Below are 15,999 nucleotides of genomic sequence, written 5' to 3'. Positions count from 1 at the left end.
CCTCCTTGCAGATGCGCTGCCCGCCGTTGGGCAGCTCCCGCAGCGGAGGCTACGGACGGGGACGTTGCGCGTACGTTGCGCCGCAGGTCAGCGCCCCGGTGCCGCCAACTCGGACTCCAACGCGGCCAACCGGCTGCGCACCACCGCCGTCGGCCGCAGCGCCGCGAGCGCCCGCCACACCTCGATGTCGTCCTCGCCCCAGGGCGCGTGCGCCCAGTCCGCCAGCAGGTCGGGGTCGTGGCCCGCGATCAGCGCGGCCCGCAGCCCGTCCGCCAGCCGCTGCCTGAGCCGTACGACTGCGGGCGCCTGCGAGCCGGGCAACAGCGGCCCGGTGTAGGCGCCGAGGGCCGCCGTCACCGCCCCGGTCTCCAGCCGCCGCTCCACCACGGCCGCGTCGGACTCCACCGGAGCGGTCAGCCGGTACGGCCGGGAGGCGAGCAGCCCCGGGCCCAGCAGCCGCCGCAGCCGGGCCAGTTCGGCGCGCAGCGTCACCGGCGTCACCGACTCGTCCTCGTACAGCGCGCACAGCAGCTCGTCGCCGGTCAGCCCCTCCGGGTGGCGGGACAGCAGCACCAGCAGCTCGCTGTGCCGGCGGCCGAGCCGGATCCGGCGCCCGTCCAGCCGGAGTTCGGCCTCGTCACGGCCGAGCGCCGTCAGCGCGGGCGCCTCGTCCGCGGGCGTCGGCGGATCCAGTAGCGCCAACTGCGATTCGGCGGCCCGTGCCACCGCCTGGACGAAGCCCAGGCTGTGCGGATGCGCCAGCCGGTCGCCGCCGGTGATGTCGACGGCACCCAGCACCCGCCCGGTGCGCGGATCGTGCACCGGCGCCGCCGCGCACGTCCACGGCTGCACCCGGCGGATGAAGTGCTCCGCCGCGAACACCTGCACCGGCCGGTCCACGGCCACCGCGGTCCCCGGCGCGTTGGTGCCGACCGCGGTCTCCGACCAGCGCGCGCCCGGTACGAAGTTCATCCGGTCCGCCCGCCGTCGGGTCGCCGGATGCCCCTCCACCCACAGCAGCCTGCCGTTCGCGTCGCACACCGCCAGCAGATGCTCGCCGTCCGCCGCGAACGTGCCCATCAGTTCCCGGAACAGCGGCATCACCCGGGCCAGCGGATGCTCCGCCCGGTAGGTCCCGAGGTCGTCGTCCGTAAGCTCCACGCGCGCCGTACCGTCCGGACCCACCCCGGCCCGCGCCGAACGCCGCCAGGAATCGGCCACCACCGACCGCACCGGTCGCGGCACGGTCCCCACCGTGGTGAACGTCTCGTACGCCCGGCGCAGCACCCGGACGCGCTCGGCAGGGTCGGCCCCCGGCTCCAGGGCCACCCACTGATCGGTCAACTCGGCCTCCCCGGACGGCGATGCGGCTGGGGACATCGTCACTCGGGGTGTTCGCGCCGACAACCGTTTCGACCACCCTCACTCCGACGTCCCCCTCCGACGTCCTCACTCCCAGGTCCCTACTTCGAGGAGGACAGGCCGACCAGGCTCATGTAGCGGACCCAGTCCCAGTGCTTTCCCGGATCGGTGTGATCGGTCCCCGGCACCTCGACATGGCCGATGATGTGGTCCCGGTCCTTGGGGATGCCGTATCTGTCGCAGATCGACGCCGTCAGCCGCGCCGACTCCTGGTACAGGGCGTCGGTGAAATACTCCGGCTTGTCCACCCAGCCCTCGTGCTCGATGCCGACGCTGCGCGTGTTGTAGTCCCAGTTTCCCGCGTGCCAGGCGATGTCCGACTCCCGCACGCACTGCGCGACATGACCGTCGGCCGAGCGCACGAGATAGTGCGCGGACACCCGCTTCTTGGGGTTCTGGAAGATGGACAGCGTGCCCGCGTACGACTGCTGGGTGACATGGATGATCACCCGGTCGATGGCGTACTCGTCGGGGCGCTGGGCCGGCGTGCGGTTGTCGGTGCTCGCCGCCTGCCACTCGGCCTGCGGATAGTCGACCACCCCGGTCTGCGCGCCGGCGCGGCTCTCCGGGAGCAGCGCGTACGGGACGGCGGCGAGGGCCGCGCCCTTCAGCAGCAGTCGCCTGGTGGGGAGCGGTCGTGCCCGGTCCATGGAGGGGATGCCTTTCGGAAGCGTGCTCGAAGCACAGGGGAGTCACGAGGAGTCGAGAGGGAGTGGCGAGGGGCGGTCAGCGGCGCAGGGCCGCCGCCGTCTCGCGCAGCCGCGCATGCGATCCGCGGTAGGTCTCGCGCGCGGGCAGCCACTCCTTGCGGAGCTTGGCCACACAGGTGTAGTTGGTGTCGCACACGTTGGCCAACGGCGATTCGACCGTCTGCGTCGCGTACTGGTACGCGTCCAGCTCGCCGAACCCGTAGTCGCGCACCAGCCACCGCACCAGGTCGAGCTGCGATATCCGGAAGGCGTCCTCCAGAGGGCGCGCCGACCCCGTCGAGATGATGTGCGTGTCCGACTCCAGCCGGGGCCACGGCGTGGCGATCCCCTTCAGCAGCTCGACGATCACCACGGTGTGCATCGCGCACTCGACGGCGACCCCGCAGGTCTCGCCCTCGCCCTGCCGGGCGTGCCCGTCGCCGAGGCTGAGCAGCGCTCCCTCGACGTTGACCCCGAGGTAGCAGGTGACACCGGCCCGCATCTCGGGCGTGTCCATGTTCCCGCCGTGCGCGTCGGGCACCAGGGCGGAGCGGACCTCCAGGTTGGCGGGGGCCACTCCGACCGTGCCGTGCATCGGGTCCATCGGCAGCTCCAGCTCGAGGTCGCCCTCGTGCGCCCGGAACAGGGCCGTGCGCCGGGTCCGGTCCAGCTGCCAGATCCAGACCGTCTCCGGCAGCGGCGGCTGGAGGGTGGCCGTGGTGTGCGTCGAGGTGAGTGCGCCGAACAGGGGGACCGTCGTCGACGCCGCCCAGTCGCGGGCCGGTTCGATCGACACGAAGTGCACGGCGACCGTGTCGCCCGGCTCCGCGCCCTCGATGTGGAACGGCCCGGTCTGCGGGTTGAGGAACGGGAACTCGCACACCTCGGAAACCAGGTCCTTCTCGGACCGCACCCGTCCGGCGAAGCAGTCCTCCGTGTACAGGTCGAGCACCGTGCCGGGTGCGATCCGCGCCACCGGCGGCGCACCGCCGAACGTCCACGCGTACTCGCCCGGTCCGGGCCGGACGGTGAGGACACGGGGGTCGGTCATCGTGGAAGGTCTCCGCTCTTCAGGTCGGGGACGGCAGGGCCGTCCTCGTCGAGGTGGACACGCGCGGTCTCGGCTATGCGCTCGGGGTGACGGCGTATCAGTACCAGGAGCACGACCGCTCCGGCCGCCATCCAGACGCCGACCACCGGTCCGGCGTACGACACCGGCGCGGTCAGCTTCGTCACGAAGTCGAAGACGGGCAGGCCGGCCGCGGTGAGCAGGGCGGGCACGAAGGCCACGATGCCCAGCAGCGGGAGGACCAGGTGGCGTACCGGACGCAGAGAAGCACGGCCGCGGCGCAGGAAGTAACCGACGCAGGCGAGGTTGACCACGATGTAGACGCCCACGACGACCGTGACGATCACCGTGGCCAGCAGCAGGAACCCGGTCACCGGGTCGTAGCCGAAGCCCAGCCCCAGCACGGCGCCGACGGCCACCACCGTCTGGACCGCGATCCCGGCGACGGGGGAGCGGTACCGGGGGTGGAGCGTGGCGAGGACCTCCGGCAGGACCCGGATCCGGGCCAGTGCGAACGCCGTCCGCGTGGACACGTTGGCGCAGGCGTTGGCGTTGGCGATCGTCGAGTTGACCACCGCGAGGAACACGAGGACCCAGAAGAGACCGAAGGAGGCCCGGGCGACCCCCTCCCAGGACGCGTCGCCCGCCGCTCCGAAGGAGGCGAACCGGTCCGGACCGAAGTACACGGCCATCGCGTAGGTCGTCACCACGTAGAACAGACCGATGCCCAGAGCCGCGCCGAGCACCGCGCGGTGCATCGTGCGGCGCGGGTCGCGGGTCTCCTCGGCGAGCGGCGCGGCCGCCTCGAAGCCGGCGAAGGCCAGCACGGTGTACACGGAGCCGGCGAAGATCCCGCTCACCCCGCCGTGCCCCGGTGCCGTATGCGAGGTACCGAACACGGAGAGGGTGTTGTGGTCACCGGCCTTCCCGATCAGCCACCCGGCGAAGACCAGGAAGACCGCGATCTCGAAGATCCCGAGGACGGTTCCGAAACGGGCCGAGGCGCGCACCCCCAGATACCCGGCGACGGCGATGACGGCGGCGCCGGCCAGCGACCAGGGCCACCACAGGTCCGCCGGGTAGGAGGCCCACTCGTCGTGCAGGGTTCCCGCCGTGGTGAACCCGAGTTGGAGCAGCAGCAAAGGGGGGACCAGTGCCTCCACGAACACATAGCCCCAGCCGACGAGGAACCCCACGGCCGGGTGCAGCCCCCGCGCCGCATACGTGGCCACGGAGCCCGCCGCGGGTAACTCCCGTGCCAGCTCGGCGACGCACGAAGCGGTGAACAGACAGGCCACCAGGGCGATCAGCACCGACAGCGGCAGACTGCCCCCGGCGAAGGCCGCCCCCGACGGAATGGACGCGGCGACGGCGGCGGCCGGCGCCATCGCGGTGATGCTCTGGAACAGCACCTCCCGCAGACCGACCGCGTCCCGCCGCAGCCCCGCGGCCATCTCTCCGGCCATACACACCCCCCGACGTGCGTGAATCCGACGATCCCACGGACCGCTTCGCGTGAATCACGGTACGGCGCCGACGGGTCGGGCAGAAGAGCGCCGAGTGGTTCCGTGGACGGGACGGGAGTTGTGGAAAACCACGCCACTCGGACGGGTGAAGTGCGGCCGAGTGCGTTTCACCCGGGGCCGCAGGACACCGTCGTGTCCGGACGTGCGGCCGGTCCGGCGTCAGACCCGTTCCGCCACCGTCGCCGGATCGTCCAGCACGGCGCGGACCACCGAGTGGGCCGCGCCCAGGAGCGGGCCCTCGGGGCCCAGCCGGGAGACGGCGACCGGGCAGGCCGGGCCCGTCGTGCGGTCGGCCAGTTCGGCTTCCAGGGACGGGAGCAGCCAGGGGGCGAGGCCGGCCAGGGCGCCGCCCAGGACCACGGACTCGGGGTCGAGGAGGTTGACGGCGCCGGTCAGGGCGATACCCAGCGCCGTACCGGCGTCGTGCAGGGCGCGTCGTACACCCTCGTGGTCCGCGCCCGCCCGCTGTGCGAGCAGGCCCACCGCGTCCTCGCGGGACTCGAGGCCGGCCGCACGCAGCACCGCCTCCTCACCGGCGTACTGCTCCAGGCACCCGCGTCCGCCGCAGGCGCAGCGCGGCCCGTCGGGACGGACCGGCACATGGCCGAGCTCGCCCGCGAAGCCGCGGTTCCCGCGCAGCAGCTGTCCGTCCACGACGACCGCGGCGCCGATGCCGATCTCCGCGGACACATGCAGGAAGTCGCGGGGGGTGGCGTCCCCGAGCCACAGCTCGGCCAGGGCACCGAAGTTCGCCTCGTTGTCCACCGTCAGCGGGAGGCCGGCCGGTAGCAGCGCGCCGAGGTCGGTGTCGTGCCAGTCGAGGTTCGGGGCGTGCACGACCGTGTGTCCGTCGCGGGCGACCAGGCCGGGGACGGCGACCGCGAGACCGGCCGGCCACAGGCCCTCGCCCTCGGCCTCCGTCACGACCCGGCGGACCAGCGCGGTCAGCGCCTCGATCACCGGCCGTGGATCACGGCCCCGGTTGGCGCCGTGCCGCACGGCACGCGCGCGTACCTCCCCGCGCAGGTCCACCGCGCACACGGCGAGATGGTCGACCCCGACCTCCGCCCCGATTCCGGCCGGGCCGCGCCCGCTCACCGCGAGCGCCGAGCCCGGCCGCCCGACCCGGCTCGGTCGCTCGGGGCCGAGTTCCTCCAGGAGCCCCCAGCGGATCAGCTCGTCGACCAGGGTCGACACCGCCGCCCTGGTCAGGCCGATGCGCGAGGCGACCGCGGCCCGCGACAGCGAGCCCTCGGCGCTGACCGCGTGCAGCACGCGCGCGAGGTTGCGCCGGCGCATGCCCTGCTGGGTGTCGGGCAGGGCACGGCCGTTCGCCGTCGGGCGGGCCTCGTGCAGCGGTGCGGTCATGCCTCCATCAATCCTCTGAACCTCCGGACGGTCTTCCGCCGGTCTTCCGCCGGTCAGTCGCCGGCGGCCGATGGTCAGCGGTCTTCGGGCGCCCGCTCCAGCAGCGGGGCCGCGTCGGAGAGTACCCCGGAGATCCTGGCCAGCGTCGCGTCGTCCCGCTCCACCGCGTCCAGCACCGGCCCGGCGGCCGTGTTCCAGCGCCGCGCCACCGAGGCCGGGTCCTCCCCGGTGAGCAGCCCGGCCGCCTGCGCCGCGGCCCCCAGCGCGACCAGCTCCTTCGCCTCGGGCACCTGCACCGGACGCCCGGAAAGCCGCCGCACCGTCTCCTGCCAGGCGCGGCCCCGGGCGCCGCCGCCGATCAGCAGCAGCGGGGTGGTCCGGTCCGCGTCCTGGTCCAGCACCAGGTTCAGGGCGCCCAGCAGGGCGTGCACGGCACCGTCGTAGGCGGCCTGGAGGAGCTGGCCGCCGGTGGTGTCGTGGCGCAGACCGTGCAGCAGCCCGGAGGCGTGCGGCAGGTTCGGGGTGCGCTCGCCGTCCAGGTACGGCAGCAGGGTGACCGAGGTGCCGGACTCGACGGCCTCGCGGTCCCGGCCGAGGAGGGCGGCGACCCTGTCGACCGCGAGGGTGCAGTTCAGCGTGCAGGCCAGCGGCAGCCAGTCGCCGTGCGCGTCGGCGAAGCCCGCGACGGTGCCGGTCGGGTCGGCCGGGCGGTGCTTCGAGACCGCGTACACCGTGCCCGAGGTGCCGAGGCTCAGCACCGGGGTGCCGGGGCGCAGCCCGAGGCCCAGCGCGGCGGCCGCGTTGTCGCCGGTTCCGGGGGCGACCAGGGTGCCCTTGGAGAAGGGCAGCTCGTGACTGTCCCGGACGGTGCCCGCGACCTCGCCGGGGCGGACCACCCGCGGCAGGAACGCCGGGTCCAGACCCACATGCGCCAGCGTCTCCTCGTCGTACGCCTCGGTCGCCGACGCCCACCAACCGGTGCCCGAGGCATCACCGCGGTCGGTGGTGCCCACTCCGGTCAGGCGCTCGGTGAGGTAGTCGTGGGGGAGTCGTACGGCCCTGGTCGCGCGTACCGCCTCCGGCTCGTGCTCCGCGAGCCAGGCCCACTTCGTCACCGTGAAGGACGCGCCCGGCACGCTGCCGGTGCGCTCCGCCCAGGCCTTCGGGCCGCCCAGCTCCTCGATCAGCCGCTGGGCCTGGGGCGCCGACCGGACGTCGTTCCACAGCAGCGCGGGCCGCACCGGCTCGCCCCGCTCGTCCAGCGTGACCAGACCGTGCTGCTGCCCGCCGATCGACACGGCGGCCGCCTCGTGCGCGGCGTCACCGCACTGGCGCAGCGCCTCGCACAGCGCGTCCCACCACTGGCGCGGATCGCTCTCCCGTCCCGCCCCGGAGGACACGGTGTGCGGCGCCTGGCCGCTCGCCACGACCTGTCCGGTGGACGCGTCGACCACCAGTGCCTTGGTGGACTGGGTGGACGTGTCCACGCCGACGACGAGCGGACCCTCGGCTGCTGACATCGGGCTCTCCCTTTTTCCGCGGCTCGCGGTTGATCTGACCTGCAGTTTTTCCGGTTCGTCGGGGTGTCGCGACCCGGTTTTCGTCCTTCGGGGACAGGGTGACCCTTCCCAGGGACGCGTCGGCATACTAATTTGTAAACCGCCATGACGAAATAGTCGGCACGACAGTCGTCCGGCACAGACTTCGAGCAGAACCCCCGAGCAAGGAGCCGCGGCATGAGCTTCCAGCCCACCCCCGAGGACAGGTTCACCTTCGGCCTGTGGACCGTCGGCTGGCAGGGAAGGGACCCGTTCGGCGACGCCACCCGGCGCGCCCTCGACCCGGTCGAGACGGTGCAGCGCCTGTCCGAACTGGGCGCCTACGGTGTGACGTTCCACGACGACGACCTGATCCCCTTCGGGTCCTCGGACACCGAGCGCGAATCGCACATCAAGCGCTTCCGCCAGGCCCTCGACGCGACCGGCATGACCGTCCCGATGGCCACCACCAACCTCTTCACCCACCCGGTCTTCAAGGACGGCGCGTTCACCGCGAACGACCGCGAGGTGCGCCGGTACGCGCTGCGCAAGACCATCCGCAACATCGACCTGGCCGCCGAGCTGGGCGCGAAGACATATGTCGCCTGGGGCGGCCGTGAGGGCGCCGAGTCCGGCGCCGCCAAGGACGTGCGGGTCGCCCTCGACCGCATGAAGGAGGCCTTCGACCTCCTCGGCGAGTACGTCACCGCCCAGGGCTACGACCTGCGCTTCGCCATCGAGCCCAAGCCGAACGAGCCGCGCGGCGACATCCTGCTCCCCACCGTCGGCCACGCGCTCGCGTTCATCGAGCGCCTGGAGCGCCCCGAGCTGTACGGCGTGAACCCCGAGGTGGGCCACGAGCAGATGGCCGGCCTGAACTTCCCGCACGGCATCGCCCAGGCGCTGTGGGCGGGCAAGCTCTTCCACATCGACCTCAACGGCCAGTCCGGCATCAAGTACGACCAGGACCTGCGCTTCGGCGCCGGCGACCTGCGTGCCGCCTTCTGGCTGGTCGACCTCCTGGAGAGCGCCGGCTACGAGGGCCCGAAGCACTTCGACTTCAAGCCGCCGCGGACCGAGGACTTCGACGGGGTGTGGGCGTCGGCCGCCGGCTGCATGCGCAACTACCTGATCCTCAAGGAGCGCGCCGCCGCCTTCCGCGCGGACCCGGAGGTCCAGGAGGCCCTGCGCGCCTCCCGCCTGGACCAGCTGGCCCAGCCGACCGCCGCCGACGGCCTCCAGTCGCTCCTCGCGGACCGCGCGGCCTTCGAGGAGTTCGACGCGGACGCGGTCGCCGCGCGCGGGATGGCCTTCGAGCAGCTCGACCAGCTGGCGATGGACCACCTGCTCGGCGCCCGGGGCTGACCACGCACGCGCGCGTGCGGGCCGCTCCCGGAGCGGACGCCCCCACGCGCGCGTGTCGCAATCCGCGCCCGCACGGCCGGTTCGTGCGGGAATTGCTCCGGAATCATGCGATCCATGGCATCAGTCCGTATCAACTCCCGCGCGGGGCTTACGCGATGACCGGTACGCGGTGACTCTTGGCGGTATGGCCATGCCGCCCGTACCGCCACGACCGCCCGGCCCGCCGAACGGCACCCCGCCCCCGGACGGGGGCTACGACCCGCCCGCGTACGGAGGTTTCGGACCACCGCCGGGCGGCGGCTTCGGGCCGCCCGCCGGGCCGCCCGCCGGGCCGCCTGCGAGGCCTCCCGTGGGGCCGCCTGCCGGGGGCGGTGACCCGCCCACCGCCGTGGGCTGGACGCCACCGCCTCCCGAGCGGCCCCGCCGGCGCAGGGGACCGCTGTTCGCCGTCCTGGTCGTGCTGGTGGCCGCCGTGGCCGTCGCCGCCGTCGTCCTGATGGCGTCCGGTGGCGACGGCTCACCCGGCAAGAAGCCCACCACGAGCGGCCCGAGCACCTCCGGCTCGCCCCGCCCCTCGATCAGCCTCCCGACCCAGCTGCCCAGCGGCCTGCCGTCGCGGCTGCCGAGCGAACTCCCCTCGGAGTGGCCCTCGGGGCTCCCCAGCGAGCTGCGGAGCGGACTGGAGTCGGTCCTGCCGTCCCTGCTGGGGTGACCTCCGCCTGGTTCGCTACAGGCCCTTGGGCAGCCGGACGTACACCAGGGTCGTCTCGATGCCGCTGTCGACCAGGCGGCCCTGCGCGTCGAACGCGCCCGTTCCGTCCGTCATCCCGAAGTCGTTGTCGTTGATCAGGGCGAGTGTGTCGTGGTCCACGCGCGCGATGCCCTCGATCTTCAGCGGCACCCCGGCCACGGTGTTCAGGTCGACGACGAGGCGCTTGTCGAGCACCGGGACACCGGCCGCCGCCGGGTCGTCCAGCTGCTCCAGCGACGGAGACGTGGTGTCGTCGTCGTACGCACCGCCGAGGATGTTCGACCTGCGGTCCAGCTTGACCAGTTCGAGGCGCGCCGCCTTGTCGGTGCGCTCCTCGACGAGCAGCCGGTCGCCGCCCACGGCCACAATCGACGAGATCTTCAGCTCGGAGGTGTCGTCCTCGCTCGGGTCCACGACGTTCACCGGGTCGAAGCGGTAGGCGTACTCGGCCGTGACCGCCTTCTTGCGGGGCGAGAACCGCAGCAGACGGGTGTTGAGCGAGGCATCCCCGGCGTCCCCGTCGGGCAGCGACAGCGGGCTCTGCAGCGCCATCACGAGGTCGCCGCCGGGCAGCAGGGCCAGGCCCTCGAAGCCGCGGTTGATCTTCCGGTGCAGCAGCACGGAGGGCAGCGCCTCCACCACCGGGTAATCGGCATCGGCGAGGTTCAGCCCCTTGGGCACGTACCGCGTGAGCACCTGCCCGCGCGCGGAGACGTGGACCAGCGACGGGCCGTACTCGTCGACCAGCCAGAAGGTGCCGTCCGCCGCGCGGACGATGCCCTCGGTGTCCAGACCGTTCGGGTTGTACGACAGCGGCGTCTTGGCGTCGTAGGAGTACGGCGCCTCGTCCCGGCCCGCCTGGTCGGACAGCCCGGTGACGGCCTTGCCGGAGGACGTGGTGATCGGCAGGGCGTCGATCACCTTGATGCTGTCGCCGGAGACGCGGATCTTCACGATCGCCGGGTCGAAACCGGGCACGGGGAAGGTCCGGCGCTTCTTGCCGTCCACCTTGATCTGGCCGTTGGGCCCCCGGTCGGTGACCGTCCAGTATTCGCCCTTGCGGCCGGCCGGGTAGATGTCGCTGCCGATGCCGCCGAGGTCGATACCCCGGTCGTTGTCCACGGTGCCCGGGAGCAGCGTGTTGCTGAACGTGCCGAGCGGGATGTCGCCGAGGACGGCGGTGCGGGTGACGTGCGCCGCGCCGGACGACGAGGCGTCGGCCGTGCCCGCCGCCACGAGGGCGGCGGCCAGGGCCAGGGGCAGACCCGTCGCGACGGAACGGTGGACGCGGCGGCTGCCGGTGGCGTGCGGGGACATCGGGCCTCCTGAAAACAAGTTCGTTGGCAGCGGCCAGAGTTGGGCCTCACAAGGAACGCCGTTCGACCACTCGGTGAACACCGGGCGACCGCCACTCGGCGATCACCGGTTTTTCGGCCCGCGAGCAGCGGATTCCCGGATTCCGCGGCTCGCCCGTGCTCGGCTACCCCAGAGACCTGAACCACCGCACCACGGCGGCGGTTCCCGCCTGCTGGGAGCCCAGGTGGCGGGAACCGCCGTAGTCCGGGCTGCCGAGGTCGACCAGCGGGGCGTCGACGCCGTGGGCGCGCAGCGCGGCCCGGCAGTGGGTCGTGTTCGCGTTGACGGCCTGCTCGTCCCCGTCGGCGTAGTAGAGCCGGATCGGAGCCTCGGGTGTCCAGTCGGAGCACACGCCGTCGGTGATCCGCAGGGCCGCCGCCAGCCGCCCGTCGGGGTGCGCCAGCATCGCCCGGCCGTGGGCGGTGAGCAGCCCGTCCAGGGAGTCCGGGGTGCCGGCCACGACCTCCTGGCCGGTGTGCGTGCCGTCCAGCAGGCCTTCGATCGTGCGGTCGTACGGCGCCCGGAACACCTCGGCCGGCGTGTCGTACAGGTGGTGCAGGCGGTTGAACGACACCAGGGCCAGCGCCGTGTAGATCACGCTCGCCTTCGGTTCCGTCCGCCCGGCGAGCAGCGCGGGCAGCTCCGCGGCCCGGAACGCGTAGGCACCGCTGACCGGTGCCACCGCGCGGAGCCGGAACCAGCCGTCGTCCCCCTCCCGCAGCGACCGGGCCAGTCCCAGCGCCGCCGAGGCACCCTGGGAGAAGCCGGTGGCGAGCACCCCGCGCCGCAGCTCCCGCCCCCTCTGGGCCGCGGCGGTGCGGGAGGCGCGCAGCATGTCCAGGGCGGCCGTCGTCTCCGAGGGCACGTCCATCCAGGGGTGCGGGCCGGGGCCCAGACCCAGACCGAGGTAGTCGGGGAGCACCGCGGCGAATCCGGCGGAGGCGTACGTCAGCGCGGGCGCCTGGCCCCAGACGTCGGCCGAGACCGAGGCGACATCGCCCTTGAACAGCTCGGTGCCGTGGGTGAACGACACGGTCCGCAGCCGTCGATCGCCGCCGCGCGGCAGGGCCAGCAGCCCGCTGGCCGTGGTGGGACGGCCGTACGGATCCACCGTGCGGTACACGATCCGGAAGGTGTCCAGTCCGTGGCGGACGGCGCCGGTGTCCCAGGCCCCGCCCTCGTCCCCCGTCAGCTCGGCCGCGACCTGCCGCGCGGTGAGCGTCCTCAGATGTTCGACGGACACGAGCGTGCCGCGTGACACGTCCGCCGCCTCCCGCGCGGCAGCGGCGGGCCGAGGCCCGGCCGCTTCCCGCGCGACCACGGCCGTCGCGGTGCTCGCCGTCAGCGCGACCGACACCGCCGAGATCACCAGTAACCTGCTCATTCGCTTCATACCGGGACCGTACGAATCCCCGGCATCACCGACCATCCGGCCAACGGGCGTGTGGAGGTGGGGTTTTCCGCAGGATCCTGGGGGGAGTGGGCGGGGGAGGGGCCAAGAAGCGGCCGGGTCGGCGCGTGGGAGGAATCGCTACGCTGGGAGCAGGACTGCTTCACAATCTGTTCGACTCGGCCCTCGGGGGCCAGTAGGGGTCGCTCGTCAGGGATGTCTCAGGGTCGCGGTCAGGAACCGCGGGAAGCGCGGGCCCGTTTTCAGATCAGAGAGCGGCAACGGCCGCGGAGGAGGCGACGCTGATGTCGAAGAACGCGAAGATCGCCGCAGGAGGTGTGGCGGTCGGGCTCATCCTGCTGATATGGCTGCCCTGGTGGGTGTCGTTCCTCATCGTGGTGGGCGTCCCGGTGGCCGCGTACCTCGCCCTCGACCCCTCGCAGCGGCGCAGGCTGCGCAGGGTCACGCGCAAGGAGATCGGCCGCTGAGCGACCCTCACCGGGCCGCGCCCCCCTTCCGGCGGGGTGCGGCCCAGGAGGGTTCACAGGGGCCGTACGGCCATCTTGTCGAGGGCTTCCAGAAGGCCGGGGAGCTCGGGGCCCCGGCCCACGGGCAGGACCTCGCCGGGCTCCTCGTCGAGGAGCACGAAGGCGATGTCGTCGGTGCGGGCCACCATCGACCAGCCGGGCCCGTCGGCGCGCAGCGTACGGGCGTCGCCGGGGGCGAACGACGAACGGACCCGGCCGAGCGGCGGCGGCGCGTCCAGGTAGGCCCATGCTTCGGCCAGGACCCGCCGGATCCCGGCGTGCCCCTTCGCGGCCGCGTTGGAGGCTTCCGGGGCCGCCTCGGCGTCCTCCGGGGCCTGTGCAGGGCCCTCCTCGGGGCCTTCCGAGGCGTCGGCCGGGGCCGGTGGCACCGAGAAGTGGTCGTCGCCGATCTGCTCCCGCCACACCGCCCACTGCAGGGCGATCTCGTCCGCGCCCAGCCGCCGCTGCGCCGGGCCCCAGGTGCTGGTGTCCGGCGGGGTCAGCGGGGCGCGGTCGGCCACCTCCGGTTCGGGGTCGTGCGGCGCGGGCACGTTCGGCGCCGCCACGGCGACCGCGAGCGGCCAGCCGGGCAGGGCGGCGACCACCGTCCGCTCGTCCGGCGACAGGTCGTACTCCATGCCGCAGTCCCAGGACGCGATCGCGACGGCGACCAGCGAGACGTCGTCGATCACGACCGTCCAGCGGGCCCCCTCGCCGTCCTGGCCGAGCACCAGGCCGTACCCGTCGGCGCGCGGCGCCAGCTCCAGCGCCGCACAGGCCTCCGGATAGTCGTCGCCCAGCACGCTCGGAAACTGCGCCGGCGTCAGCAGCACCGCCGTGAGCACGTACAGCGCCTCATCCGCGGCGACGGCCTCCTCGTCCGTCCCGGCCATCCCTGCCTCCCACTCGTTCGTCCAACGGCGCGCACCCTAGTGCGACGGGAAGCCCCTTGTCACGACCGGCCACCACACGCGGAGCTGCGGCGTTCCGCCAGGACGGGACGAAACGACCGAGACGGCGGCCGATCGGTCAGGCGACCGGCAGCCCGAGGAGGTCGCGCGCCACCGTCCGCGGCGACTCGTCGCGCTCCCGGGCCAGCGCGAGGACGGCCCGGCACGCCAGCTCGCTCACCCCGAACGACAACGCCTCCGGCGAGACCCAGCCCGCCGCCTCATCGATGCGGTCCTGGTCGTCCTCCGCATGGGCCGCGACATAGTCGGCCGCGGCCTCGAACAAGTTGTGCGCGCGCCTCTCGGGCCGCTTCGGCACCTCGGCGCCGCCGGCACCTCCGGCGCCACGGAATCTGCCTGTGTACTTACGGATCCGGTCGAACACGCGAGCCACCTTCTCCCTGCCGGTTGTTGCCTTCGAACAATCGTCATCCCCTACCGAACGTAGAGTTGAAGTTCCGGCAACAGAAGGGGGCGCCCCCCGGAATGCCTCCATCGGCACCGGCTCCGGGCTAGCCGCCGCGGACCGCCAGTGCGAGGAACCGGGCGTCCTCGTCGACGTACGACGTCATGCGCCAGCCCGAACCGGCCAGCAGGGGGCGGAGGTTGCCCTCCGCGCGCAGGTCGCCCGGCGTGATCTGCCGTCCCTGGCGCGCCGCCAGCGCGGCCCGGCCGATCGGGTGGAACAGCGCGAGCGTGCCGCCGGGGCGGACCGCGCGCGCCAACTCCCGCAGATTCTCGGCGGGTCGAGGCAGATGGGCGATCAGGCCCGCGGCGAACACGGCGTCGAGGGACTCAGAACGCACCGGGAGCGCCGCGACGTCGGCGAGCAGCAGCCGGCCCGCGCGGTCCCGCCCGGCCCGCACCGCGGCCTGGAGCATCGCCGGGGTCAGGTCCATTCCGAGCACCGCGCCCGAGGGGCCCACGGCCGCCCGCAGCGGCGGCAGGGCGCGCCCCGTGCCGCAGCCCGCGTCGAGCACCCGGTCACCCGCGCGCAGTCCCAGCTCGCCGACGGCGGCGGCGTACGCGGGACCGTCGTCGGGGAACCTCCCGTCCCAGCCGGCCGCCCGCGCGGTGAAGAACTCCCGGACGTGTGTGTGGTCTTCGCTCATGTCCCGCATGATCCCTCACCGTCACGGAGGACGCCCCTGTGCGCACGTTCGAACGGGATGCGATCGTTCCGGCACATCTCTGAGTCATATTGCGGCACCTTTCGAAATGCGCCCCCTTTGTGCTCCCATGCCCCCTAGCGTCCCTGGGCCATGGGACACCTGGACCACGCCACCTTCGGCTGGCTGACCCCCGTGCTGTCGTACGTGATGGCCTGCATAGGCGCCGCACTGGGGCTGCGCTGTACCGTCCGCGCGCTCGGCAGCACCGGCCGCGCGCGCCGCAACTGGCTCCTCACCGCCGCCTCCGCGATCGGCACCGGCATCTGGACCATGCACTTCGTGGCCATGCTCGGCTTCAGCGTGAGCGGCACCGACATCCGCTACGACGTACCGCTGACCATCCTCAGCCTGCTCGTCGCCGTGGTGGTGGTGAGCGCCGGTGTCTTCGCCGTCGGCTACAGCCGCGACCGCGGCCGGGCGCTCCTGCTGGGCGGGCTCACCACCGGACTGGGCGTCGCCAGCATGCACTACCTCGGCATGGCGGCGGTCCGGCTGCACGGCGATGTGCGCTACGACCCGATGCTCGTCGGACTCTCCGTCCTCATCGCCGTGGTCGCCGCGACCGCGGCCCTGTGGGCGGCCCTCAACATCAGGTCGCCCGTGGCCGTCACCGTCGCCTCCCTGGTCATGGGCGCGGCCGTCAGCAGCATGCACTACACCGGGATGTTCGCGGTCAGCGTGCGCGTCACCCCCTCCGGCACCCCGCTGCCCGGGGCCACGGCCATGCAGTTCATCTTCCCCCTGGCCGTCGGTCTCGGGTCCTATCTGTTCCTCACCTCGGCCTTCGTCGCGCTCTCGCCCACGGCCGGGGAGCGCGAGGCCTCCGCCTCCGCCCAGCGGCCCGTCACCGGCGTCGCGCGCTGACCCGGCCCGAAC

General features: G+C 73.2%; 15 protein-coding genes. 4 read left to right on the top strand and 11 right to left on the bottom strand.

The window, feature by feature from the left end:
* Positions 1 to 87: 87 nt before the first annotated feature.
* The 6 genes from ACIPSJ_RS42775 to xylB form a co-directional block, all read right to left on the bottom strand.
* Positions 88 to 1,380: a GAF domain-containing protein gene (locus ACIPSJ_RS42775; protein WP_401354222.1), complete on the bottom strand. Its 1,293-nt coding sequence runs from the start codon at positions 1,378 to 1,380 to the stop codon at positions 88 to 90.
* 83 nt (positions 1,381 to 1,463) lie between these two features.
* The gene (locus tag ACIPSJ_RS42770; RefSeq protein ID WP_359219662.1) at positions 1,464 to 2,072 is read right to left on the bottom strand and encodes an N-acetylmuramoyl-L-alanine amidase; all 609 of its coding nucleotides are present in this window, start codon (positions 2,070 to 2,072) and stop codon (positions 1,464 to 1,466) included.
* Positions 2,073 to 2,148: 76 nt separating this feature from the next.
* Positions 2,149 to 3,162, bottom strand: a complete 1,014-nt coding sequence (locus tag ACIPSJ_RS42765; RefSeq protein WP_359219664.1) for an acetamidase/formamidase family protein — start codon at positions 3,160 to 3,162, stop codon at positions 2,149 to 2,151.
* The gene (locus tag ACIPSJ_RS42760; protein ID WP_401354218.1) at positions 3,159 to 4,646 is read right to left on the bottom strand and encodes an APC family permease; all 1,488 of its coding nucleotides are present in this window, start codon (positions 4,644 to 4,646) and stop codon (positions 3,159 to 3,161) included. Before ACIPSJ_RS42760 ends, ACIPSJ_RS42765 begins: the two co-directional genes overlap by 4 nt.
* 219 nt (positions 4,647 to 4,865) lie before the next feature.
* The gene (locus tag ACIPSJ_RS42755) at positions 4,866 to 6,074 is read right to left on the bottom strand and encodes an ROK family transcriptional regulator (protein WP_359219668.1); all 1,209 of its coding nucleotides are present in this window, start codon (positions 6,072 to 6,074) and stop codon (positions 4,866 to 4,868) included.
* 74 nt (positions 6,075 to 6,148) lie between these two features.
* Positions 6,149 to 7,594 (bottom strand): xylulokinase, encoded by a 1,446-nt coding sequence (gene xylB, locus ACIPSJ_RS42750; RefSeq protein WP_401354215.1) that lies wholly within the window; start codon positions 7,592 to 7,594, stop codon positions 6,149 to 6,151.
* 216 nt (positions 7,595 to 7,810) lie between these two features.
* Between xylB and xylA the strand changes: the two genes are divergently transcribed.
* Both xylA and ACIPSJ_RS42740 read left to right on the top strand, forming a co-directional pair.
* Positions 7,811 to 8,977, top strand: coding sequence for a xylose isomerase (gene xylA, locus ACIPSJ_RS42745; RefSeq protein ID WP_355711928.1), 1,167 nt, complete (start codon positions 7,811 to 7,813; stop codon positions 8,975 to 8,977).
* A gap of 184 nt (positions 8,978 to 9,161) precedes the next feature.
* Positions 9,162 to 9,689, top strand: a complete 528-nt coding sequence (locus ACIPSJ_RS42740; protein WP_401354212.1) for a hypothetical protein — start codon at positions 9,162 to 9,164, stop codon at positions 9,687 to 9,689.
* 15 nt (positions 9,690 to 9,704) lie between these two features.
* On the opposite strand, the gene ACIPSJ_RS42735 is transcribed toward ACIPSJ_RS42740, so the two are convergent.
* Complete coding sequence (locus ACIPSJ_RS42735) at positions 9,705 to 11,045, bottom strand: esterase-like activity of phytase family protein (RefSeq protein ID WP_401354210.1); 1,341 nt, start codon at positions 11,043 to 11,045, stop codon at positions 9,705 to 9,707.
* A 163-nt stretch (positions 11,046 to 11,208) separates the two neighbouring features.
* Complete coding sequence (locus tag ACIPSJ_RS42730) at positions 11,209 to 12,477, bottom strand: alpha/beta hydrolase family protein (RefSeq protein ID WP_401354208.1); 1,269 nt, start codon at positions 12,475 to 12,477, stop codon at positions 11,209 to 11,211.
* Between the two features lie 302 nt (positions 12,478 to 12,779).
* On the opposite strand from ACIPSJ_RS42730, the gene ACIPSJ_RS42725 reads away from it, so the two are divergent.
* A complete protein-coding gene (locus tag ACIPSJ_RS42725) occupies positions 12,780 to 12,962 on the top strand; it encodes a hypothetical protein (protein ID WP_359219823.1) in 183 nt (60 codons plus the stop codon).
* 53 nt (positions 12,963 to 13,015) lie between these two features.
* Here the strand turns inward: ACIPSJ_RS42725 and ACIPSJ_RS42720 are convergent, their stop codons facing one another.
* The 3 genes from ACIPSJ_RS42720 to ACIPSJ_RS42710 all read right to left on the bottom strand — a co-directional run bounded on the left by ACIPSJ_RS42720 (position 13,016) and on the right by ACIPSJ_RS42710 (position 15,063).
* Complete coding sequence (locus tag ACIPSJ_RS42720) at positions 13,016 to 13,894, bottom strand: hypothetical protein (protein ID WP_401354206.1); 879 nt, start codon at positions 13,892 to 13,894, stop codon at positions 13,016 to 13,018.
* Between the two features lie 136 nt (positions 13,895 to 14,030).
* Complete coding sequence (locus ACIPSJ_RS42715) at positions 14,031 to 14,336, bottom strand: hypothetical protein (RefSeq protein ID WP_401354203.1); 306 nt, start codon at positions 14,334 to 14,336, stop codon at positions 14,031 to 14,033.
* Positions 14,337 to 14,463: 127 nt separating this feature from the next.
* Complete coding sequence (locus tag ACIPSJ_RS42710; protein WP_401354201.1) at positions 14,464 to 15,063, bottom strand: class I SAM-dependent methyltransferase; 600 nt, start codon at positions 15,061 to 15,063, stop codon at positions 14,464 to 14,466.
* Positions 15,064 to 15,213: 150 nt separating this feature from the next.
* Between ACIPSJ_RS42710 and ACIPSJ_RS42705 the strand changes: the two genes are divergently transcribed.
* Complete coding sequence (locus ACIPSJ_RS42705) at positions 15,214 to 15,987, top strand: MHYT domain-containing protein (RefSeq protein WP_401354199.1); 774 nt, start codon at positions 15,214 to 15,216, stop codon at positions 15,985 to 15,987.
* The last annotated feature ends 12 nt before the right edge of the window (positions 15,988 to 15,999 follow it).

Origin of the sequence: Streptomyces sp. NPDC090088 (assembly GCF_044747345.1) — a bacterium.
Taxonomy (GTDB): domain Bacteria; phylum Actinomycetota; class Actinomycetes; order Streptomycetales; family Streptomycetaceae; genus Streptomyces.
The sequence above is the reverse complement of the archived record's forward strand: the minus strand, read 5'-3'. Positions and strand labels throughout refer to the sequence as shown.